Source organism: Mucilaginibacter gilvus (assembly GCF_004054195.1).
In the GTDB taxonomy this organism is placed as follows: Bacteria; Bacteroidota; Bacteroidia; order Sphingobacteriales; family Sphingobacteriaceae; genus Mucilaginibacter; species Mucilaginibacter gilvus.
In genome coordinates this window covers 36495-58267 of sequence record NZ_SBIW01000006.1, presented here as the reverse complement: position 1 = coordinate 58267, position 21773 = coordinate 36495, and the positions used below count along the sequence as shown (strand labels likewise).

12 protein-coding genes are annotated in these 21773 nt (G+C 48.4%); all 12 read left to right on the top strand.

All coding sequences use genetic code 11. The features are described from left to right. Window position 1 precedes the first annotated feature (1 nt). The 12 genes from EPL05_RS12370 to EPL05_RS12315 all read left to right on the top strand — a co-directional run bounded on the left by EPL05_RS12370 (window position 2) and on the right by EPL05_RS12315 (window position 21675). Window positions 2–2548: a glycoside hydrolase family 38 C-terminal domain-containing protein gene (locus EPL05_RS12370; protein WP_208394738.1), complete on the top strand. Its 2547-nt coding sequence runs from the start codon at window positions 2–4 to the stop codon at window positions 2546–2548. Window positions 2549–2905: 357 nt separating this feature from the next. Then, entirely contained in the window at window positions 2906–5230 is a 2325-nt protein-coding gene (locus tag EPL05_RS12365; protein ID WP_128534282.1) for a GH92 family glycosyl hydrolase, read from the top strand. 6 nt (window positions 5231–5236) lie between these two features. After that, entirely contained in the window at window positions 5237–6622 is a 1386-nt protein-coding gene (locus tag EPL05_RS12360; RefSeq protein WP_128534281.1) for an SGNH/GDSL hydrolase family protein, read from the top strand. Between the two features lie 14 nt (window positions 6623–6636). Beyond that, a complete protein-coding gene (locus EPL05_RS12355; RefSeq protein ID WP_128534280.1) occupies window positions 6637–7464 on the top strand; it encodes an alpha/beta hydrolase in 828 nt (275 codons plus the stop codon). A gap of 300 nt (window positions 7465–7764) precedes the next feature. Continuing rightward, window positions 7765–9507 carry a RagB/SusD family nutrient uptake outer membrane protein gene (locus EPL05_RS12350; protein ID WP_128534279.1) on the top strand — a complete coding sequence of 581 codons (1743 nt, stop codon included), beginning with the start codon at window positions 7765–7767 and terminating at the stop codon, window positions 9505–9507. Window positions 9508–9527: 20 nt separating this feature from the next. Beyond that, entirely contained in the window at window positions 9528–9965 is a 438-nt protein-coding gene (locus tag EPL05_RS12345; RefSeq protein WP_128534278.1) for a DUF5004 domain-containing protein, read from the top strand. A 29-nt stretch (window positions 9966–9994) separates the two neighbouring features. Then, complete coding sequence (locus tag EPL05_RS12340; protein ID WP_128534277.1) at window positions 9995–10993, top strand: DUF4961 domain-containing protein; 999 nt, start codon at window positions 9995–9997, stop codon at window positions 10991–10993. Window positions 10994–11090: 97 nt separating this feature from the next. Then, complete coding sequence (locus EPL05_RS12335; RefSeq protein WP_128534276.1) at window positions 11091–14183, top strand: SusC/RagA family TonB-linked outer membrane protein; 3093 nt, start codon at window positions 11091–11093, stop codon at window positions 14181–14183. Window positions 14184–14210: 27 nt separating this feature from the next. After that, window positions 14211–15926: a RagB/SusD family nutrient uptake outer membrane protein gene (locus EPL05_RS12330; protein WP_128534275.1), complete on the top strand. Its 1716-nt coding sequence runs from the start codon at window positions 14211–14213 to the stop codon at window positions 15924–15926. A gap of 39 nt (window positions 15927–15965) precedes the next feature. Continuing rightward, window positions 15966–19085 (top strand): SusC/RagA family TonB-linked outer membrane protein, encoded by a 3120-nt coding sequence (locus EPL05_RS12325; protein ID WP_128534274.1) that lies wholly within the window; start codon window positions 15966–15968, stop codon window positions 19083–19085. 219 nt (window positions 19086–19304) lie between these two features. Further along, window positions 19305–20471 (top strand): prolipoprotein diacylglyceryl transferase, encoded by a 1167-nt coding sequence (locus EPL05_RS12320; protein WP_128534273.1) that lies wholly within the window; start codon window positions 19305–19307, stop codon window positions 20469–20471. Window positions 20472–20499: 28 nt separating this feature from the next. Continuing rightward, the gene (locus tag EPL05_RS12315; RefSeq protein ID WP_128534272.1) at window positions 20500–21675 is read left to right on the top strand and encodes a DUF4185 domain-containing protein; all 1176 of its coding nucleotides are present in this window, start codon (window positions 20500–20502) and stop codon (window positions 21673–21675) included. The last annotated feature ends 98 nt before the right edge of the window (window positions 21676–21773 follow it).

Below are 21773 nucleotides of genomic sequence, written 5' to 3'. Positions count from 1 at the left end.
GATGAAATGCTATTCTAATATATTCCATGCCCTTATGGTAACTGTGGCGCTGTCGCTAACGCAGGCTGCATCCGCACAAACCGCCTATTATATCGACGGTTACCACGGCGGCATCTGGGGGCATTACCCGGATTGGAACACCCGCTTTATGGCGGACATGCTAACTAAAAACCCCAACTGGAAGATCAATATCGAATTGGAGCCCGAAACCTGGGCCCGCGCCAAAGCCGTAGACCCAAGTGCTTACGCGGATTTTAAGGCGCTATTTGCGGATCAATCCCTCAACGGGCGCATAGAGTATGTAAACCCGGCCTACGCGCAAAGCTATAATTACAACATTTCCGGCGAGAGCATCATCAGGCAGTTTAGTTATGGGATGAAACTGGTTAAAGCGCATTTCCCCGAAGCTATATTTACCAGTTATTCCTCCGAGGAACCATGCTTTACCAGCGCGCTGCCGCAGATATTAACCTCGTTCGGCTTTAAATATGCATCGCTTAAAAACCCAAATACCTGCTGGGGTGGCTATACCCGCGCCCACAGCGGCGAGTTAGTGAACTGGATAGGTCCCGACGGAACAGGTATTATCACGTCACCAAGGTACGCGGTTGAAAATTTATCCCTAAGATCTACCTGGCAAACCATCGCCTGGAATAATTCATCGGAATACATCAAGGCCGCAATTGCTGCCGGTATGCCGCACCCAGTGGGCATGACCTTGCAGGACGCCGGCTGGAAGAACGGACCTTTCATCGGCAACGGGCAAAAAGGCGGCATAAAAAGTATTTACACCACCTGGCGCAACTATTTTGGCAACGTGGCCAAAAACGATGCGCGCGAAGATTGGAAAGTATCGCAGGAAGATATGCTGGTGAGCCTGGTTTGGGGTTCGCAGGTGATGCAGCGGATAGCACAACAGGTGCGGGTATCCGAAAATAAACTGGTGATGGCCGAGAAACTGGCGGCCATGGCAAAAATTTACGGTGGTGCAAACTGGCCGCAGGCACAGTTCGATTCTGCCTGGCGCACCTTGCTGTTATCGCAGCACCACGATTGCTGGATAGTACCCTACAACGGTAAACCCGGCGATACCTGGGCAGATAAGGTAGTGGGCTGGACGGGCAATACCAACGCCATTTGCGATAGCATTACCACCAAAACAGTTTTCGCGCTGGCAAAGCTTAGCAAGGAAACTTATGTTACTGTTTATAATACCACAGGCGGCGAGCGGAACGAAGTAGTTACCATAGATGCTCCCGAAGGGTTTAATGGGCTTGTTGATGCTAAGGGCCAGGCCATTCCATCCCAAATTAAAGCAGGGAAGCTTGCCTTTATGGCGCAGGTGCCATCCATGGGTTACGCCGTTTATCAGCTAAGTGCAAATGCTTCGCCCGCGGCATACGGCACCAGCCTAAGCATTGTAGCCAATGGCAAATACCTGATAGAAACCGATCTGTTCAAGATCATTATCGACCCGGCACATGGTGGTGCAATTAGAAGCATCATCGCCAAAAAGCTGGGCAACGAGGAGTTTGTGGATAAGACAAATGCACGTGCCTTTAACGAGTTACGGGGGAACTTTTATAATGATGGCGGCTTTAGATCGAGCACCGAAACCCCTGCTAAGATAGAAGTTTTGGAAAACGGACAGCTGCAAATTAAGTTAGCCATTAAGGGCATCATTGCCGGTACGGATTACACACAGGAGCTTACTGTTACCCAAGGGCAGCCAAAGATAGATATCAAGCTCCACATCGATTGGAAAAGCAACGTGGGTATAGGCGATGCGATGCCAAATGGCACGTACAAGCTGGATAACCCAACAAAGCCTTTTTATGATGACCGTAACAAGCTCCTCGCTTTGTTCCCGCTGAATTTAAAAGGGCAAAAGATTTACAAGGATGCCCCATTTGATGTTACCGAAAGCAAACTGGAGAACACCTTTTTCACCCGTTGGGATAGCATCAAAAATAATGTGATGCTCAACTGGGTGGATGTTACCGATGCTAAAGGCACCTACGGCATGGCGCTTTTTACAGATCATACCACCAACTACGCTCATGGGCATGATTTCCCGCTCGGGCTTGATATACAGTACTCGGGCATGGGGCTCTGGAACCGTGACCATAGCATTACCGGGCCAACTACCATTAACTACGCGCTAATTCCCCATGCTGGTAAATGGGACAAGGCGGGCATCGAAACCCAAAACGCGAACTGGAACGAACAACTGATTACGGTAGTTATGACCGCCTATCCTGGTGCCATGAGTAATTCCCTTATAAAAGCACCAGCAGGTTATCAAATATCCGCCGTGAATTTTGATGGGAACGATATGCTGGTGCGCGTGTACAACACCGGCGCGGGCGATGTTAAAAGCAAAATCATCTTCGGTTGCAATGCCGATAAAGCCTACTTCACCGAGTTGGACGGCAGGGCAGGGGCAGTATTGCCCTTAACCACGCTAAAAGCCGGCGGGTTAATTACAACTGTAGCTATGCCGAAATTTGGAATTAGGACGATAAGGTTGGTGAATGCGAGGAAATAAATAGGGAAGGAGCGTACATCACCCAGTTTGTCCAATAGCATTTGTAAGCGTCTACGCTTACCTTTATAGGTTTAAAGTAAGCATGGACGCTTACACAAATTCAGGCATCCAGGCGGACGCTTAGATGAGCGATTTTGAATAATTACACCCCATTAGTGTGCAAATTACGTCAGCAAAAAATATTTAGTCTAAAATTTGCTAAATCGTTTTTTCTTGTATAATATTGAGCTTATTATACCAATTAATAAACACAGCGCCCGCAACAAGGGCCTCAAAATATTTTAGATTTAATTAGAAAGGGTTAACCGCTTAAATTAAATCAGGCGATACATTTCTACCGGCAATTATAAACTAACCATGTTCAATACCATAAAAAAACACCTTGCCTTAACCGCTTTGCTGGGCTCATTTGCTGTCCAACAGCTACATGCCCAAAGCCCGGCATCGTATGTTAACCCTTTTATAGGCGCAAGCACCAGCACGGCCGACGCGGGTGTTTATCACGGCCTTGGCAAAACCTTCCCGGGGGCAGCTACGCCTTATGGGATGGTGCAGCTGAGTCCGAATACTATCACTGGCGGCGATAACGGCTCGGGTTACAGCTATGAGCATTCCAGCATAGAGGGTTTTGCCTTTACGCAAATGAGCGGCATAGGCTGGTACGGCGATCTGGGAAATTTCCTGGTAATGCCAACCACCGGCGCGCTTAAAACCAAGGCAGGCAGCATTGCACACCCTGAAGGCGGCTACCGGTCCATGTATGCCAAACCAAGCGAAAAAGCATCTGCCGGGTACTACAGCGTACAACTTACCGATAACAACATCAAAGCGGAAATGACCGCCGCGCCGCATAGCGGCATGTTGCGCTTCACCTTTCCGCAGAACAAGCTATCGCGCATCCAGATAGATCTGGCCCGCAGGGTAGGCGGTACCTCCACTTTGCAATATGTAAGAGTGGTAAATGCCAACACCATAGAAGGCTGGATGAAATGCACACCCGATGGCGGCGGCTGGGGCAACGGCGATGGCCACGCCGATTATACGGTTTACTTCTACGCGCAATTTAGCAAGCCGCTAAAAGATTACGGCGTTTGGAGTGCCGATATCCCGGATGACTGGACGCGTAAACGCGAAGAGGTCGGCAGCGATAAATACCAGGAACGGATGGCAAATGCCGCTGTCCTTAAAGGCATTAAGGAAAAACAAGACAAACATTTAGGCTTTTACACAAACTTTGCTACCAATGCAAACGAACAGGTGCTGATGAAATCGGGCATCTCCTTTGTAAGCATCGCCGGTGCAAAAGGCAACCTTGCCGCCGAAATTACCGACTGGGATTTTGACGCCCTCCACCAGCGTACGGTAGCCCTTTGGAACAAAGCATTGGCCAAAGTTGCTATACAGGGCGGTACACTTGAGCAGAAAAAGGTATTCTACACCGCGCTGTATCACACCATGATAGACCCACGCATCATAAACGATGTGGATGGCCATTACCCCGGTGGCGATGGCAAAGCGCACCTAAACGCGGCCTTTAAAAAACGCACCATATTTAGCGGCTGGGATGTTTTCCGCAGCCAAATGCCGCTGCAAACCATCATCAACCCCTCGCTGGTGAATGATGAGATCAACTCGCTGATAACCCTGGCGGGCGAAAAAAACAAAAATTACCTGGAGCGTTGGGAGCTATTGAACGCCTACAGCGGCTGCATGTTTGGCAATCCTGCCGTATCTGTCATAACCGATGCTTATGCTAAGGGTATCCGCAATTACGATGTAAATAAGGCTTACGAACTGTCAATAGGTTCGGTAGAAAAATTTGGCAATGGCGATAAGGGCTATACCCCGGGTGGCAACAGCATCGCGTTAACGTTGGAGTATGCCTATACCGAATGGTGTGCATCGCAGCTGGCGGGCTGGTTAAAGCACCCACAGGATGCCGCTAAATACGCGTCGCGCAGCAAAAGCTATAAAAATATATGGGATAAGGATAAGGGCTGGTTTCGCCCCCGTGAGAACGATGGCAGCTGGAAAGCCTGGCCGGATTCGGGCCGTTTAACGCAATGGTATGGCACTTTTGAAACCAACCCCTACCAACAGGGCTGGTTTGTACCACAGGATGTGGATGGCATGGTGGAATTAATGGGTGGCAAAGAAAAAGTACTGGCCGATCTGAATAAGCTGTTCGCCAAAACGCCGGAGAACATGATGTGGAACGACTATTATAACCACGCCAACGAGCCGGTACATCATGTGCCGTTTCTGTACAACCGCCTTGGTCAGCCATGGCTTACGCAGAAATGGACGCGCGAGATCTGCCGCCGGGCTTATAAAAACTCGGTAGAAGGTTTAGTTGGGAACGAGGATGTGGGGCAGATGTCGGCCTGGTACGTGTTGGCAGCCAGTGGTTTGCATCCGGTTACGCCGGGAGATACCCGGCAGGAAATTACCAGCCCGGTGTTTGATAAGGTAACCTTAAAGCTCGATCCAAAATATGCTAAAGGACAGTTCTTCAGCATCATCGCTAAAAATAATTCAACAAAAAATATATACATACAAAGCGCGAAGCTAAACGGCAAACCTTACAGCAAATGCTGGCTGGATTTTAAAAACATAGCCGCAGGCGGAACGCTTGAACTAACCATGGGTGCCGAGCCAAATAAAAGCTGGGGCACAAACTAAAACGATATGAAGAAAATTTGTTTATTATTGGCAGGCATAGGTTTATATACGGGCGTTTCGGCCCAAACTGTGGCGCCATTTAAGGCGGGCGACAGGGTGGCCTTTGTGGGCAACAGCATTACCGATGGCGGGCATTACCACTCGTACATCTGGCTGTATTACATGACGCATTTCCCCAACCGCCGTATGCAATTTTTTAATGTGGGTATAGGCGGCGACGCCATTGGGCAAATGGCGGATAGGTTTGATGCCGACGGGCTGAGCAAAAAGCCAACTGTGCTCACCCTCACCTGGGGCATGAACGATACCGGCTATTTTGAATGGTACCGCAAGGATGGGCAGGAATTTATTGAAAATAGGCTGGCCGGTAATTACAAAATATACGCCGCGCTGGAAGATAAGCTGAAAAAACATACCGAGATCCGCAAGATATTGATCCTGGGTTCACCGTATGACGAGACCTCCAAATTCACTACCAAAAACATCTACCCGGGTAAGGCTGCTGCTTTCTCTAAAGTGATAGATTATCAGAAGGCGAGTGCCGAAAAGAACAATTGGGGCTACGTGGATTTTTACCACCCAATGGATGTGATAAACAAACGCGAGCAGTTAAAGGATACATCCTTTAGCCTTACGCCAAACGACCGGATCCACCCGGATAACGACGGGCATTTGGTAATGGCCTACCTGTTTTTAAAAACACAGGGACTGGCCAATACTGTGGTGGCCGATGTTGCCATCAACGCGGCATCAAAAAGCGTATCAAAAGCGATAAACAGTAAGGTGTTAAATTTATCTGCAAATGCTAAATCGATATCTTTCAACTATTTAGCTAACTCGCTGCCCTACCCTTTAGATACCGTTCCACGCAGTTGGGGCAACCGTAAAAAACAGTCGGAAGCTTTAAAAGTGATCCCCTTCACCAACGATTTTAACCGCGAAATGCTGACCGTTAAAAGCCTTGCAGCCGGTAATTACGACCTGCTGATAGACGGTGAAAAAATGGGCAGTTGGAACGCGGGCGACTACGCCAAAGGCATAAACCTGGCCGAAATTACCACCACCCCGCAATACCAGCAAGCCATACAGGTGCGCGAACTGAACGAAGAGCGCTGGGAAATTGAGCGCCGTTTAAGGAATTATATGTGGATGGAATACGACTTTTTAAAAGAGAAGGGCCTGTTGTATAAGGACAGTAACGCCGCTATGGATACCGTGACAAAATACGCCCGCACAAATATTTTTGTGAACGGTAACAAGGACAACTATAGCCGCGCCCGTTACAAAAGCCTGCGCGATGCCTGGCAACAAGAGATGGACGTATTAACCAACCAGATCTACGCCATTAACAAACCGCAAACCCATCGCATCGAGATAATCGCTTCAAAATAATACCAGCTAATAACATGAATACCAAAAGAATTATAACGTTTCTGCTTATTTGCGTGGCATCGCTTGGCTTAAAAGCAACAGCCGCTACGATAGATACTGCCACTACTCACAGCGCGAGTATGAATAAGGATTTGAAGGCAGTAATTATTAAGCCTGCAGGCTATTCAACCGCGCAAAAATACCCGGTGATATACCTGCTTCACGGTTTCAGCGGCAATTATTCCGATTGGATAAAAAAGATCCCCGCCATTACCAAACTGGCCGATACCTATCACTTTATTATTGTTTGCCCCGATGGCGCTTTTGCCGGATGGTATTTTGATAGTCCTGTGAATAAGGAATTTAGATACGAAACCTATGTGGCCAACGAGCTGGTGAGCTATGTAGATAAACATTACGCAACCATTGCCAACCGCAAGGGGAGGGCCATTACCGGGCTAAGTATGGGCGGACACGGTGCCTTGTTTTTAGCCTTTAAGCACCAGGACGTTTTTGGTGCCGCGGGCAGCATGAGCGGTGTGGTAGATATCCGCCAGTTTGCGGATAGTTACGGCATTGAAGCTTTGCTGGGCAAGTACGGCGAGCATCCCGACGTATGGGAGCAGCATTGCGTTGTGAGCCTGATCTACCTGGTGAAACCAAACGCCCTCGCGCTTACATTTGATTGCGGGTACGACGATGGCATGTACAGCGGAAACCAGGAGTTGCACGAGAAATTACTGGAGCGCAAAATACCGCACGATTATACCGTAAGGCCCGGCAGCCATTCCTGGGAATATTGGGGTAACTCGGTAACTTACCAGGCACTGTTTTTTAGCAGGTATTTTAATGGCGAAAAGTAGGAGCGGGGGGCATTGTTAAAAACATTGATTATAACCCATTTAAATCTTATTAAAATGTTAAATAATAGCGGCTTGGGATTGCAAATTATTAAAAATAAAAAAAACCCGAAAAAAGTTTGCTAAATCGTTTTTACAGCCTATATTAGCAGTATAAATTATTACCAGAATTATAAACCAATTATTCGATCAGCAAACAGGCACCTTAAAATGTATGTTTTCGTTCGATTTGCTAAAACGATTTTTCAAGCCAAAAAAATAAAATGCTGAAGCTTAGCCGCTTTGGTACAATAACCCTATAGTATGAAAAAATTTTACTTTCAGTCGGTTGCTTATTCATTTTTTCTTTTGCTTTTCCTTTTGGCATCCTGCAAAAAGGATAGCTTTCTGGGGCAAACCACCACCTCTAACCTTACCGAAGAAACCGTATTTAAGGATAGCGCCAATACGGTGGGCTTTTTAGCGGGTATTTATACCAATGTGGGGTTCAGCGCGTCGGCCAGCAGGTTTACGTATGGTTTCGGTACGCCAAATGGTGGTATCGATGCCTCATCAGACGAGGCGGAGGTATTTAACTCCGGCGGTTCTACAGCGCTGGCCTGGGAAACCGGTACCATCAATGCCGCGGTAGTTACCGATGATGCCTACAAAAAACCTTATGTAAATATCCGCGCGGTAAACCAGCTGCTAAAAAACCTGCCCAAATCGCCCATCAACGCCTTTGTTAAAACACAAATGAAGGCCGAGGCCCGTTTCTTAAGAGCCTGGTACTACGCTATCCTGCTGAAACATTATGGCGGGGTTCATTTGGTAGGCGATAGCATTTATAACTATACCGATAAAATTCCCTCAGCCCGTAATACCTACGAGGAATGTGTTAATTACATTGTAGCAGAATGTGACGCCGCTGCGGTCGATCTGCCCACCACGCAAAGCGGTGTGAACTATGGCCGTGCGTCAAAAGGCGCTTGTTTGGCCTTAAAGTCGCGGGTGCTGCTTTATGCTGCCAGTCCGCTATTCAATGGCGAATCGCTTACCGGAAGTAAAAACGACGCCGTTTTGGGGTACACATCGTTCAGTCGCGAGCGCTGGAAACTGGCCGAGGATGCTGCTGCTGCGGTCATAGGCCTTACCACTTATAATTTATATGTTGATAACGGCACCAAACCGGGCTTTGGCTTCCAATACGTGTTTACGCAACGTGTAAACAGCGAATACATTTTTCAATTTATGAGCGCATCCGGCAATTACGATCTGGAAGCGTTATTTCAGCCGCCATCACGTACCGGAAAAAACGGTGCTTTTCCGTTGCAGGGCTTGGTTGACGCTTTCCCGATGAGTAATGGCAAAGCCATTACCGACCCTACATCAGGCTACGATCCTCAAAAACCATATCTCAACCGCGATCCACGACTGGATTATACGGTTATCCGCGATCAAACACCCATTCAAAACAGGCTTTCGGCAGGGCTTTCGCCGGTTAACATTTATCAGGGTACGTTTAACGGTGTAGGCACCGGGCCTGATGCCGTGCATTTAGGCACCACTACTGGTTATTACACAAACAAAATGTTGTCGCCTAATGCTGTCGCTAACGATTTTACACACCCTACAGATCGTGTTTTACCGTTGATACGCTATGCGGAGATCTTGCTGAACTACGCCGAAGCCGCTAACGAATATGATGGCCCCACCAGCCAGGTGTATGCCGCGGTACAGGCTATTCGCCAAAGGGCGGGTTTAAACCCATACCAGTTACCTGCCGGTTTAAGCCAGGCAGCAATGCGCGATGTGATCCGCAACGAAAGGCGCATCGAACTTGCTTTTGAAGAGCATCGTTTTTGGGATGTGCGCCGCTGGAAAATTGCCGAAACAACCGATAACATCCAAACCATGGGGATGGAAGTTAACCGTAATGGTACAGTTGCTACCTATACACAGTTCCCGGTGCGTAAACGCAACTTCCGTACGGCGATGTACCTTTGGCCTTTGCCGCAAAGCGAAGTTGCTAAATCTACCGACCTGATCCAAAACCCTGGTTATTAATAGGATATCAACATACATATATGAAAAAGATATATCAAATAAAAGCGCTGCTACTGGTAATGACGATTGCCGTATTAGCCACTTCATGCAAAACCGAAAAGGTGCTGCCGCAAAAAGAAGCGTTGAAAGATATTACCGGCAGCTGGCAGGTGATCAAAGCCACCCGCAACGGTACCGATCTTACCTCCATCATCGATTTTAGCGCGTTTAAAATAAACTTCGCTTCGGGCGGGTATACGCTGGTGAACAGGCTGCCTTTTTTGGTTACACAGGATGGCGCATTCGCGCTCGACGACCCGGAGTACCCATACAAAATAACCTTTACCGCCGCCGGGAAAACGCCGGTAGCAACCGCGTTTACCTACCCTATAGTAAATGGCCAAAGGCAGCTGAGCTTAACCTTTAGCCCGGGCTGTACCAATAACTCTTATGTGTACGTGCTTCAAAAAGTTAACTAACCCACAGCCTTAAACCCGATACAGACATTATGAGAACATCTTTACATATAAAAGGCAAACATTTATGGCGTACATGCGCCTGCCTTATCCTGGGTATTGTACTGGCCTGCTGCGGCGAAGTAATTACCGGGGTAGACCAGCCCACCACAGCCAAAGTTGGCGATATAGTGCCTATCACCGTACATATTTCTATCCCTACGGCAGGTAACGGCGGCCCCGATTATCTGGTACTGGGTATACTGGTACCAAAAGGCTGGAAAGCCGCGCAAAATACTACTATTACCTACACCAGCCCCCAGGGCGATGGCATCATGAGCCTGATACCCGATGGCTCGCTGCCAAAAAACGGCGGTGGGTTAACCTGGTCGGCATATATGAAGAAAACCTTTGGTAACGCGGGTAACCTTATAGACGATATGGAGTGGGTAGCCTACCAAACCGATAAGGCTTACATCCACGAAGGCGGCCACACCATCTCCGGCGACCTGATCATTAAAATGAAGGTGGCTGCAGATGGCAACAACACACTTGTAAAATTAGGCTATGTAATTACCGATACCGGCAACGGCTTTATCAGCGATGGTAACGGTACCTACTTTAGCCAGGTAAGCACCCCTTGCTTTGAAGTAACCGGCGGTACCGGCGATGTTGTGGATTTTTGTAACCCGCAGTTAACCATTATAGATCCGCCTAAATCGCTGGATAATGATTTTGTTACGCTCACTTTTGATGGTAACGTGGTAGACACCCCCGTTAGCGGCGCAAACGAACTTTACCTGTGCGCCACCGCCTATACTAATGATGGCAAAACCATTACCGTGTGTGAACAAACCGCCAAAACGCTGATGAAACAAACCTCGGCAACCAGCAAGCGGTACCAGTTAACGTTTTGGCCAAAATCATTTTTTAATACTACAGATACACAAACGATAGTGAAGATGGAATACTTTGTTACCAACAAGGCCGGTGCAAAGGTGGGTTACGGTAATACAGCAGAGCCGTTTGTGTACACCTTTAAGTGCGGATAAACAGCTTTAAACATAAACCACGGGGCGTATCAAAGACCGAAGTATGCCCGCGCTAAACCGATATTTTAATTTTTGCCAACAATTTAAACTTTATACAATGGCTAATTGCTACTTAAATAAATATTTTACGGCTTTGGTAATACTGATGCTGGCACTGGCTACAAGCGGCCACGCCATGCAGCAGGATACCACCGCCAAGGGGAGTACCCGCCCCGGTATGGCCGGCGGGCTTGTGCTCGATGAGTACGGCAACCCCCTTAAAGGCGTAAAGGTTGCCGTAAAAGGCAAAGCAGATACCACCCGCACCGATAAGAACGGCTGGTTTGAGATAAGCGCTGCAGCCAATAATACGCTGGTATTTAAAGCCGCCAACTATAACACCCGCGAAATCACCTTTAAAGGCAGCGACCTAACGGTAAGGCTGATAGATACCTACCTTAAATCGCCGGCAAAAATAAATGTGCTGTATGGCACTGCCGATGCCGATAAGAGTTTAGGTGCCATATCTACTATTTACACCAACCAGCTAACCAGCACACCGGCTACCCTTTATACTTATGCATTGCCGGGGCAATTGCCGGGCTTATATACGCAGCAGCGCGGCGGTTTTGCTATCCCGCAAACTTCGGGGCAAACCGTGGGCGATTTTATTGGTAACGTAGTGCTGCACAACAACTACCAGGCGAATGACAACACAGAATTTTTCCTGAACCTGCGGGGGCAGTCGCCAATTACCATCATAGATGGCGTGCAGCGCGAGATCTCCTCCCTCGACCCGGAAAGCATCGAATCGGTATCCGTGTTAAAGGATGGTTTATCCACCATTTTACTGGGTGTGAACAGTTCGCGCGGTATCATATTAATTACAACCAAACGTGCGCAGGCAGGTACGCCAAAAATCTCTTTCACCGCGCAAACCGCATCGCAAACACCACTGGGCCTTCCAACGCCGCTGCCTGCATACCAATACGCTTATTTGTATAACGAGGCCCTGCAGAACGATGGCAAGCTGCCCATTTACAGCGCAACAGATTTTGCCGCGTACCGCGATGGCAGCGATCCTACACGCCACCCGGATGTGAACTGGTATAACACCATCCTCCGCAAAAACTCCCCCATGACCAGCTATAAGCTGAACGTGAACGGCGGCAGCGAGATTGCCCGCTATAGCGTATCGCTTAACTACATGAATCAGGACGGTATGTTTAACACCGCGCCGGATGTAACTTACAATACCAATAACAACCTTAACCGCTACATTATCAATACCGATGTTACGGTAAACGTAACCAAGAAATTTGTGGTAGATCTGCAGATGTTCGGGCGGATTCAAACGCAAACACAACCGGGATCGGGATATTCAAACATTTTGGGTGCTTTGTACAGTACCCCGGGCAATGCTTACCCGGTACGTAACCCCGATGGTTCGTTCGCGGGTACCAGCACGTATACCAATAACCTGTTAGCACAAACCGAGTATTCGGGCTACCAGCGCGCAAACGCCAACGATGTGTTGGCCAACCTCGATCTTACCTACGATATGAGCAGCATCACAAAAGGCTTATCGGGTAAGGCAATGGGTAACCTGGCGCTGTCATCACAAAGCCTGGTGAACAGGTCCTTACAAAACAACGTATTTTTAATAAAGGCCGACGATTCTTACGCGGGCGTTGGCTCACCATCGCAGCAGCAGAATAACTTTAGCAGCGTATCCAGCGCGCGTTATTTTTACGGCCAGGTTGCTTTAAATTACGACAGGACCTTCGGCAAGCATAACTTCACCGGCAAGCTGATGTACGATACCCGGTCGATGAACTTAAACTTCGACTTAACCGCAACCACTACCAACGAAGCCCTGAAGGCCGGCTACAATTACGATGGCAAATACTTTATAGAAGGTGCCATAAACCGCAGCGGTTACAGCCGCTACGCGCCGGGCAGGCAGTTTGGCGTGTTTTACGCCGGTGGCTTGGGCTGGCAAATGGGTAAAGAAGATTTTATTAAAGATAACCTCAGCTTTATCTCCTCGTGGAAATGGCGCGCTACTTACGGCCTCAACGGTAACGGCAATGTAGACAACTATGGTTACTACAACTTTATTCAAACCTACGGATCGCCAAATGGCTACCAGTACAGCACCGGCAGCAGCCGCAGCGATGTGCAGGGTATATTTGCCAACTCGTTGGCCAATCCGCTCATCAGTTGGGAAAAGGCCGATAAAATTGACGTAGGTGCCGATATCTCCCTGTTCAATAATCACCTGGGCATTACCGCCGATTACTATCACGACCGCTATAAGGACCTGTTGCAGGTACGCGGCCGCAACATACTGCTGTTGGGTACACCGTATTCTGTAGAGAACATCGGCGTGGTGCTAAACACCGGTACCGAGCTTACTTTAACTTACCAAAACAACATCAACAACTTCAATTACTTCTTTTCGGGTAATGCATCGGTACAAAAATCTATCAGTGTTTTTAGCGACGAAACACCAACGCCTTACCCATGGATGCGTCGCACAGGCCAGTCTACCAACGCTATTTACGGCTACCAGGCGTTGGGTTTCTTTAACAATGCACAGGAGGCCGCCGCAAGCGCTACGACCACCGGCTATACCGCGCAGGCTGGCGACGTAAAGTACGCCGACCTAAACAACGACGGTATTATTAACCAGTTTGATATCACCAACATCAGCAACAACAAGGCGCTTATTTATTACGGAGCATCGCTTGGGTTTAACTACAAGGGCTTTGGCGTCAGTATGATCATCCAGGGGGTAGAGAACAGGCAGTTCCTGTTTGATAACGCTATGGTGAACGGCTTTGCGGGCATTGGCTTTCTTGGCCTTACCCAGGCAGGCCAGGGTTATGATAACCTCACCGGCCGCTGGACGCCCGAAACCGCTGCAACCGCAACGCTGCCACGCCTAACAACAGGCAACGCCAACAATACGGCCTATAGCAGCCTGTACGTTCGATCGGGCGATTATATCAGGCTAAAGAATGCCGAAGTAAGTTACAACCTGCCATACAACTGGGTAAAGAAATTAAGATTATCGGGTGTGCGATTATTTGCCAACGGCGAAAATTTGGTAACCTTTTACGGCTATAAAGGCATCGACCCGGAAGTTAGCAACGGCGCGTACCCCATACAAAGGGTAGTGAACGCAGGGTTTACCGTTAAGCTTTAATTTTTGGCCATCATAAAAAATACGATCATGAAAAATCACAAAAATATTATAGCGGCCCTGATACTGATACTGGCAATTGCCGGCTGCAAAAAATACGAGCAGTTCCCTGTGGATAAGGTAGGTATAGATAAGATCTTCGATAGCCGCGATTCCGCAGGTGTAAACGCGCAGCACTACCTGTACGGTATTTATTCGATATTAAAGAACGGGCACAACAGGGTAGGGGGCGATTACCTGGATGCCGCGTCAGACGATGCCATCTCATCAGCCTCGGGCCCAACCAACGCGTCAACCGTGCTGGCTACCGCGTCGTATAACTCCTATACCATCCCTAATGATGAAAATTTATGGGGAACATACTACGGGGGCATCCGCCAGGCAAACGAGTTTGTAAACAACATTGGCGTAGTACCGGTGCTGGCCAAATACAACGGTTTCTCGCAAAAATTCGTTTGGAAAAGCGAAGCACGTTTTCTGCGGGCCATGTTTTACTTCGAACTGGTAAAACGCTATGGCGGTGTACCACTCATGGGTAACAAGGTATACACTATTACCGATGATATAGCCTTGCCCCGCAACTCTTTTGATGATTGCATAAAATACATTGTAAGCGAGTGCGATGCCATAAAAGATTCGTTGCTGGTTTACCCGTTAGCTTTACCTGCCGCAAAGGAAGCCGACAGCCATCGCCCTACAAAAGGCTCGGCCCTGGCGTTGAAGGCCAAGGTGCTGCTGTATGCTGCCAGTCCGCTGTTTAATGGTGGTAATATTGATGCCGCAAACCCCCTAACCGGTTACACCAGTTTTGATGCCAACCGCTGGGCCGCCGCTGCTGTCGCCTGCAAGGCTGTGATGGATTTGAACGCCTATTCGTTACTGGCAAATTATAAAGATGTTTTCACCACCCAATATAACTCCGAGATCTTGTTCTTCCGCCAGGGCGGCAATGGCAATGGTGTAGAAACGACAAACGGCCCGGTAGGTTTTTCTGGTGCCACAGGCAAGGGGCAAACCAGCCCAACCCAGCAGCTGGTGGATGCCTTCCCGATGGCGAATGGCCTGGCCATAACCGACCCGACATCGGGCTATGACGTAAACAACCCGTACAATAACCGCGACCCAAGGCTCACCTATAACGTTATTTATAACGGCGCGGCCTGGCTTAATACTTCTATCCAAACCTTTGAGGGCGGGCAAAGCAAACCAAATACAACACTGCAGCAAACCAAAACGGGTTATTACCTGCGCAAGTTCATGGGCAACTTTGAAAGTACAAACGCCTACAGCTCGCACAGTACCGATTGGGTGATCTTACGCTACGCGGATATTGTTTTAGGCTACGCCGAAGCACTAAACGAATCGGCCGGGGCAACACCTGAAGTTTACACTGCGGTGAAAAGCATCCGCCAGCGTGCAGGTATAGCGGCGGGCGCAGGCAGCCAGTATGGCTTAAAAGTGGGGATGACAAAAGACGAGATGCGCGCGATTATACAAAACGAAAGGCGCGCTGAATTTGCCTTCGAGGAGAGCCGCTACTGGGACATCCGCCGCTGGAAAATTGCCGAACTGGTGATGAACCAGCCGCGCACCGGCGTCAGCATTGTAAAAGTGGGCAGCAGCTTAAACTACAACCCCATTAACGTGCTAACGACTAAGTTCGACTCGCCAAAAATGTACCTGTACCCAATCCCTTATGATGAGGTGCAGAAGAACCCGAATATGAAACAAAACCCCGGATGGTAATACCTGAAAGAATCAATTAAACCCATTAATTAAGAAGTTATGAGAAAAATAATACTTTTCTTTCAAGTCATACTAACATTGCTTCCGGCGGCTTTGTATGCTCAAAATACAGCCATTACCGGCAAGGTACGCGATATTTCGGGCGTACTGCCCGGTGTATCCATAGTGGAGAAAGGATTGCCAACCAATGGCGTTACTACCGATGTGAACGGCCGTTTCTCGCTTACGCTGAAAGGTCAGAGCAAGGTGGTAATCGTACGCTTTATAGGCTATAATACCCAGGAAGTAAGGGTGCAGGAAGGGCAGGTGCTCGATCTGATCATGCAAACAAGCATCAACAGTATCGATGAGGTATCAGTAGTGGCTTACGGTACCCGCAAACGTATCACCAACACAGGCGCGGTAAGCTCCATATCGGCAGGCGAGATCCGTACAGTACCAACAGCCAACGTGCAAAACGCGCTTACCGGTAAATTGCCGGGCTTCTTTTCGCAACAGGGATCGGGCCAGCCGGGTAAGGATGCGTCTGATTTTTACATCCGTGGGGTAAGCTCATTAAACGCTGCAGGTAACCAGCCCCTTATTATTGTTGATGATATTGAGTACAAGTACGATCAGCTGCAACAGATAAACGTAAACGAGATAGAAAGCATCTCTATATTAAAGGATGCATCAACAACGGCCATTTACGGTATTAAGGGTGCCAACGGCGTACTGGTGGTAACCACGCGCCGCGGTAAAAGCGGCACACCCAAAATTAACATCAGGGTAGAGGGCGGCGCGGCCCAGCCAACAAAAACGCCGAAGTTTTTAAACTCTTACGATGCCGCCGTGCTGATAAACGAAGCACAGGTAAACGACGGCCTGCAGCAGAGCTTTAGCCAGGCCGATCTGAACCACTTTAAAAGCGGGGACGACCCTTATGGCCACCCGGATGTGAACTGGTACGAGAAGATCTTTAAAAAACAAAGCTACCAGGCCAACACCAACCTGGACATATCGGGCGGAACGAACGCGCTAAAATACTTTGTATCTGGCGGCGCCTTAAACCAAAACGGTTTGGTGCGCGATTTTGCCGATCCGCAGGCACTGGTAAACACCAACTATTATTTCCGCAGGTATAACTTCCGGTCGAACTTAGATCTTAGGGTAAACAGCACTTTAGACCTCCGTTTGGATGTTACAACCCGTTTTAGCGATTTAAACCAGCCTTACAACCAAAACGCGGTAGGCGAGATCTATGATTTCACCAGGGAGACACCATTTACAGCGCCTTACCTAAACCCCAATGGCACGTATAGCTACGCGTATTCGTCTTTTAACCCCACCCACCTGCCAACGCTGAATGCAAGGCTGGCCACGGGCGGTTACCAGCACTCGCGCAGAACAGATTTTAACTTCCTGTTTGGCGCTACCCAAAAGCTGGATGCGCTTACCGATGGCCTGTCATTAACCGGCCGTATAGCGTACTCCAGCACCGAGCAGTTTACCAAGCAGATCTTTAACGAGGGCATCCCCGCTTACCATTACGATGCGGTTACGCAGCAGTATTCGCTGCGCCCGGGTGCAACTTATGTGTATCAAAACTACGGCCTTACCGGTAATACCGATATCAACACCAATAACTACAACTTCCAGTTGTTTTTAAATTACGACCGTACCTTTAGTAATGCACACCACTTTTCGGCGCTGGCCCTGTTCAACCAAACATCAAATACCCTGTATGCCGCGCCCCTTTTAGCCGGCAACCTGGTAGCCGTGCCGCAGAAATTCAGGGGCGTATCTGGTAAGGTAGCTTATGATTACAAACAGAAATACCTGGTAGATTTTAACGTGGCCTATAACGGTACCGACCGTTTTGCCGCCAATCACCGTTTTGGCATCTTCCCGGCGGTAAGTGTTGGTTATAACTTAGTAAAGGAAGATTTCTTTACGGATGCGCTGCCAATGTTCAGCCTGTTTAAATTAAGGGCCAGCTATGGTTTAGTAGGCTCTGATGCCGCCCCGGGCAACCGTTACGTGTACAACCAGGTTTATAACAACAGCGGCAGTTACAACTTTGGGCAATCGCAGCAAAATTATGGTGCCATTGCCGAGGGTTCGTTAGGGAACGGCGAAGTTGTGTGGGAGCGCGCCAAAAAGCTCGACATTGGTTTGGATATGAACTTATTTAAGGATAAGGTATCGGTAACGGTAGATTATTTCCACGATGTGCGCTACAACCAGCTCATCACACCGGGCAGCGTGCCATTGATATTAGGGGTAGACCTGCCAGCCGTAAATATTGGCCGCACCCAAAACCAGGGTTTCGACGGGCAGATCAGCTACCACGGCAATTCGGGCAAACTGCAGTACAGTGCCGGCCTGGTATTCTCTTACGCCAAAAATAAAATTTTATTTAAGGACGAGGCCTCGCCTGCCTACCCATGGCTGGCACAAACAGGTTACCCTATTGGCCAGCAACAAGGTTACCACTTTTTGGGCTACTACACTGCAGACGATATTGCCGCCATTACCGCTTACAAAGCCGCGCATCAGGGTTCAAACGTGGGTAACGCGCTTGCCCTGCCAGATAATGGCATCCCTCTGCAACCCGGCGACCTGCGGTACCAGGACCTGAACGGCGACGGGATCATCAACGTATTTGATAAACGCGCCATTGGCAACCCCAACCTGCCTAATACCATATTAGGATTATCCCTGCAGGCGGTTTACAAAGGCTTTAGCGTAAGCGTGCTGTTCCAGGGTTCGTTCAACTACAGCTTCGCGGTACTGGGTACAGGTATAGAGCCGTTCCAGAGCCAGTTTCAGCCCATCCACCAGGAACGCTGGACACCCGCAACAGCAAGCACGGCTAATTTCCCAAGGTTAGGTTTTAACCCAACATCAATAAATAGCCCAACCGCCTACTTTAGCGATTACTGGCTGGTTGATGCCTACTATATCCGTTTAAAAACTATCGACATTGGCTACCAGCTGCCAAGCAAGCTGCTGCCGTTTAAAATAAATAACGCCCGCATTTATATGAGCGCGTACAACCTGTTCACTTGGGACAACTACAACAAGTATCAGCAGGATCCGGAGATCTCAACCAACACCGCGGGCGATGCCTACATCAACCAGCGTGTAGTGAACCTTGGGATCCAGTTAGGCTTTTAAATTTGATTGAAATTTGAGCAGCAGGGTTAACGCCGGTAAGGTGTTAACCCTTGTTGTTTTTCAGGACAAAAAAAAAGCGTAAAAAAGCGCGTTTTTCGCCCTTTTTTTCAAAAAAAGGTACATTTTTTAGCAAAAAAACCGCAAAAAAAATTCGTTTTTCGCCGTTTTCTGTCCACAGTCCATCACAGTTATTGCCTCGCTATTTTATACATTAGCAACATGTTCCCAACCATAGGCGACCTGGTTTACTACCTCTTTCATGTACGGTTTTCGTTCCCCATACAAATGCTTGGGTTGTTTATCGTTTTGTCGTTTTTGCTGGCGTACATTGTTTTTACATCGGAGTTTAAACGCTATGAGGCGAATGGAAAGATCCATGCTTTTAAACGTAAAGTACTTGTAGGCCAACAGGCTACTGTATTGGATATTGTAGTAAATTTTATGCTGGGGTTTGCCTTCGGCTTCAAGGTATTTGGCGCTGTGCTCAACTACCGCAAATTCCAAACAGACCCCAGGGCATACATTTTATCTACACAGGGCAACATCATCGCGGGGATCCTGTTGGGCGCGGGTTTTGCCCTCTGGATATACCTCGACCGTAGAAAGCAAGCCCTGCCCCAACCAAAGGTAGTAGAGCAAACCAGGCACCCATACCAGCTAATGGGGCTTATCGTTTTTAGTGTAGGTTTTTTTGGTTTCATAGGAGCCAAACTATTTGATACAGTGGAACATATAGATCAGTTTCTGTATGATCCGCTTGGCGTGCTGTTCTCTGTAAACGGTTTTGCCTACTACGGCGGGTTGATATTTGGGGCGCTTACCTACCTCTACATCGGCTACCGCCACGGCATGAAACAGGTGCACCTGGCAGATATAGGTTCGCCCGGTATGATGCTGGCTTATGGCATTGGCCGCATCGGCTGCCAGCTCTCCGGCGATGGCGATTGGGGTATCATCAACCGCCATGCTAAACCAAAATGGCTCAGTGGTTTACCGGATTGGGCCTGGAGCTTTAAATATCCGCATAACTCTATTAATGCGGGCGTACCTATCCCCGGCTGTAATGGTAATTACTGTAACCAGCTGGTGCAGGGCGTATATCCAACCCCGCTTTACGAACTGGTGCTGTGCATCGGCATGTTCGGGCTGATGTGGGGCTTCCGCAAAAAGATAAAAATACCAGGGCTTATGTTCTCTATCTACCTCATCCTCAACGGCGGAGAACGATTTTTTATAGAGCATATCCGCATAAATTTTTATTACAGTTTTTTAGGACTTACTTTTACACAGGCCGAATTAATAGGCGGCCTGATGTTGCTTGGCGGATTGGCCGGGCTAACGATTATTGGCTATAAACGCTACGGAACATCCAAGAAAACCGCTTAAACAATTGATAATTAACCCCATTCCCCAAATGAAAAGGCTTGTGCTATTGTGTTTTATTTGCTGCGCGATGCATAAAGGCATGGCCCAAACCAACCCCGTAAACCTTACGGATATAAAATTTACGGTAACCGAAGCGCCGGAATGGTCGGCATTGCTGAAGCGTAATACAGGCTGGTTTGGCGGAGACGGCATTTACACCATTCCGCTAAGCGGGGTAGAGGGCAGGCAGTCCAAACCAAAGGATAAGATCTTATTCATTTTTAGCGATAGCATGATCGGCGAGATTCGCGATAATACCATGATGCCGGGCTATAAAATGATCCATAATTCGGTTGCGTTACTCAATGGGAATAAGCCATTGGCTAACCAAATGAAGTTTTATTGGGATAAGGACGGCAAGGGTAATGCCGAATCGCTCTTCATCCCCAAAACATCTAAAACCGACAGCACAGACTACTACTGGCTGGGTGATGGCTTTGTAAACCAGGCAAATAATGCCACCTACATCTTCGGCTACCGGGTACGCAATGTAAGCAGCGGTGCATTCGGGTTTAGGGAAGTTGGCAATACGCTTATCAAAATTCCGGCAGGCAGCAAGCCACCGTACAAGGATCTGAAACAGATGGATACTCCCCTTTACCTGCTGGACGAAAAGAATGATATCGGATCATTTGGTGCGGGTGTTTATGTAAATACCCAAGCCGCCGGCGCCCCTCAACCCGATGGCTATATTTATACCTACGGGGTTCGCGGTATGGTAAAAAACCTGATGGTGGCCCGCGTGCTGCCAAAAGATTTTGAAAATTTTAGCAAGTGGACCTACTGGGATGGCAATGCCTGGGTAAGCGATATTAGAAAAGTGGCCAACATTACTGATGGCGTATCCAACGAGCTTAGCGTATCTGCCCTGCCCGACGGGCGATACGCGTTGATTTTTCAGCAGGGAGGCATGAGCACCATTGTAGGGATGCGGATAGGGGCGAGTCCTGTAGGTCCGTTTGGCCCGATCATTAAGCTATGGGATTGCAAACCCGACCTGGTGGAGAAAACCTTTGTGGTGTACAATGCCAAAGCTCACCCGAGCTTATCTAAACCGGGGGAACTGCTGATTAGCTACAATATCAACTCTGTAGAATTTATTAAGGATCTTACAGTACATCCCAACCTGTACCGTCCTCGGTTTATCCGGGTGAAATTTCAGTAGTCGGTTATGCCTTTGGCGGGGACACCGGCAGGCGAGCGTATGTATATTTCTTCATTTTTCTACTCATGGCGCGCAGCAAAAAAGTTTACAAAAGTTAA